This is a genomic window from Mesorhizobium sp. M7A.F.Ca.US.006.04.2.1 (assembly GCF_004022915.1).
GTDB classification, from domain to species: Bacteria; Pseudomonadota; Alphaproteobacteria; order Rhizobiales; family Rhizobiaceae; genus Mesorhizobium; species Mesorhizobium ciceri.
In genome coordinates, this window is record NZ_RZQA01000804.1 from 1 (window position 1) to 2,979 (window position 2,979).

The 2,979-nt window shown below is 62.7% G+C and carries 2 protein-coding genes and 1 pseudogene; all 3 read right to left on the reverse strand.

Going from position 1 to position 2,979, the window contains the following annotated elements; all coding sequences use genetic code 11:
• Positions 1–933: pseudogene (locus EN925_RS30325) on the reverse strand (hypothetical protein); the annotation flags it as partial.
• A 16-nt stretch (positions 934–949) separates the two neighbouring features.
• Positions 950–1,855, reverse strand: a complete 906-nt coding sequence (locus EN925_RS30330) for an ABC transporter permease (RefSeq protein WP_245487348.1) — start codon at positions 1,853–1,855, stop codon at positions 950–952.
• Between the two features lie 56 nt (positions 1,856–1,911).
• A partial coding sequence (locus EN925_RS30335) for an ATP-binding cassette domain-containing protein (RefSeq protein ID WP_164894483.1) occupies positions 1,912–2,979 on the reverse strand: 1,068 nt, incomplete at its 5' end.

The following is a 2,979-nucleotide window of genomic DNA, read 5'->3' on the forward strand; positions in this document are numbered from 1 at the left end:
GACCTCCACATGCCTCGCCAGCGATTCGGCATCATGGCCGCGCCGTGGCTCGTGATGGCAGATAATATGGGCGACGCCGAGCTGGTGCAGCGTCTCGACATGCCGCAATGCAGCCGAAGCATCCTCGGGCTGGAGCCCAATGCCGAGAGGGGGCATCGTGCCCTCCGCCTCGCCAAGCGTCAGGACGGCTGCGCCCCCAGCCCAACGCGACGGAGCCCTCGGAAAGCCCTTGACGGTCAGGGTGATCTTCTGTTGGACGACCTCGCCTGGCTCGATCCTGTATGGCCAGGGCAAGGCGAGGGGACGAACATAGGTTTTGTAGGAGGCGTCGGTCCAGTTCCGCTGGTCTTCCATCTCGAAGGCGTCGCCCTCCATCAGGCAGGTGACCTCCAGCCCGCCGGGAGTACGGTGCGCTATTTCACGAAGATCCATCATCGGCTGTACAGGATCGATCTCTACGGGAAAGCGTGTCTCGACCCTTTCGCCGCTTGTATGCGTGATCGTGGCCGGCGCGCCGCTCACGCCCTCAATAGGATGCAGGACGACAAACCCGGTTCGATTCGTCAGAAGCCCGGTCGGCGTCTTCCCGCGAGCCGAATAGGTCAGCACGCCGGCTGCGGACCCTTCGATGACGACTTCGTAGCCAAAGGTCTCGCCATTGCCGGCTACTCCTGCGCGGTAGCTGATCCAAAATCGATCGCCATCTTGCTGGACGATCAGATCCGCAATTTTCGGAATCAGCGTCGCCCAGTCCTTGTCGCGCACGACGAAGGAGATTGCGCGGATCGCCTCTTCGCCATGCATACGGACGTCGCGTAGGTTGGCGCCGTCAAAAAGTACGCTGAGCGGACCGGCATTCAGCACGCGCTCCTCTGCCGGGGGCTCCTCGGTACCGTAAAGCCGGACCGTGCGGGAGGGATCGGAATGTGTCATCGGCGTGCTCCCGATCTCAGACGCGGCGCGATTTCCAGGTGATGAGGCGCTCGGCCAGCAGGGCGAGGATGATGATGGCGCCGATAGCAGTCCCCTGCCAGAACGGCGAGACGCCGAGCAAGTTCAGTCCATTGCGAATCATCACCATGATCAGAACCCCCATCAGCGTGCCGAATATGGTGCCTCGTCCACCGTAGAGGCTCGCGCCACCGATGACCACGGCCGCTATGGCGTCGAGTTCAAGCTGGTTTCCGCCGATCGGGTCGGCCGACATGATCTGTGCCAGCGAAAAGGTCATCGCTGTCGCCGAAAGGGCCCCGCAGGCCACATAGGGGAAGATCGAGTAGAAGAGGGTGTTGAGGCCGGCGGCCCGGGCGGCTTCGAGATTCGAGCCGACAGCGTAGATCGTGCGCCCGCCCTTCGAATATGTCAGCCACGCCCAGGTGGCGACGTAGAGCGCGATGAGGAAGACGACGTTGGTGGGGATGCCGAGCAGGGTCGTGTAGACGATGTTCTGCAGCCCCATCGGCAGTCCCGAAATCGAGCGCTGCCCCGACACGATGTAGGCAAGACTGCGCCCCATCGCCATGACGCCGAGCGTCACCACGAAGGGCGCCAAGCCGAACACCGCGATGAGAACGCCGGAGAAAAGCCCGATCAGTGCGCCGCAGCCGACGGCGAGCGCTATCGCTAAGGGAATGGGAAATTCCTTCAGAAGCAGGGCGAGAACAATGCCGGTCAGGCCGGCAACCGAACCGACGGAAAGGTCGATGCCTCCGGTCAGAATCACCAGGGTCATGCCGACGGCAACAATGCCCAGCACCACCGACTGGTCGAGGATGTTGAACACGTTACGTTCGGTGAAGAAGTAGGGCGAGATGAACGACAGGATCACCGCAAGCACCACGGCAAGGCCGAGCATTCGGAACTCAAGGGTGCTGGTGAATCTAGGCATGGCAAAGGATCGGGAGGGCGCATTCATGCGTCGATCTCTTCGTTTGGAGGTGTATCGAACAACCCGGCCATGCGGGCCGACAGCGTCTCAGTTTTCGGCAGCTTGGATCCCGGCGGTAGGGTGAGGCCGATCCAGCCGAGATCGTGGCCCCTGCGGTTGGAGAGTGGCGCAAGCACAGTAGACCGGCCGTCGTTCTCAGTCACGATGCCTGGCTGGCGCCCTTCAAGAGCGAGGGGGATCGCCGTCTGGTGCGCCAGGTAGACATGGCCGGCCGCGAGTCCCATTGGTGTACTACGTGCACTGTTGGCGATGGCGAGGCAGACGAACCGGTCGTCGTCGATCAGTCCCCAGAATGCCGTGCCGCCGTAGCTGGCGACAAGATCCCGCAGGAATGCGGCATTGCGCTCTGCTGAACTTCGCGGCGCAGCGAGCAATGTCAGGCTCTCTTCGCTCAGGAGCGAAGCCGGCAGGTCGGCGATGGTATAGCCGTCACTCACCACGACGACCCGCTCGCAAACTCCCAGGAGCTCCCCAAAGTCCGAGGAGATCACCACCACGGCAATCCCCTTTTCGGCGACTTCGCGCAGCAGCTCGTAGATCGCCTGGCGTGTCCCGATATCGACGCCCTTCGTTGGTTCATCCAGAATGAGCACTTCGGGCTCGATCAGCAGCCAGCGCGCGATGATGACCTTCTGTTGCATGCCGCCGGAGAAGTGCAGGAGGTTTGCTTCCATCCGGTCGGTGGGAAGGCCGAGACGGAAAATAAGCTCGCGGGCTTGTTTTCGACGCGCTGAGTGGCCGCGGCCAAAACCCCTGTGCTTGCCCATCTGGGCGAGGAAAAGGTTCTCGCCGACCGTCATATCAGGCACGATATTCTGGGCGCGCCGGTCCTCGGCGACCATGCCGAGGCCAGCGCGAATTGCCGCGATGGGGCTATTGGGAGGAATCTCCTTGCCGCCGACGAGGATGCGCCCCCCGTTGCGATGGCGTAGCCCGAATATCGCTTCGGCGCTCTCCGTGCGCCCAGCTCCGACAAGGCCGCCGAGGCCGAGAATTTCGCCCTTGCGCACCATGAACGAGACGTTACGCAC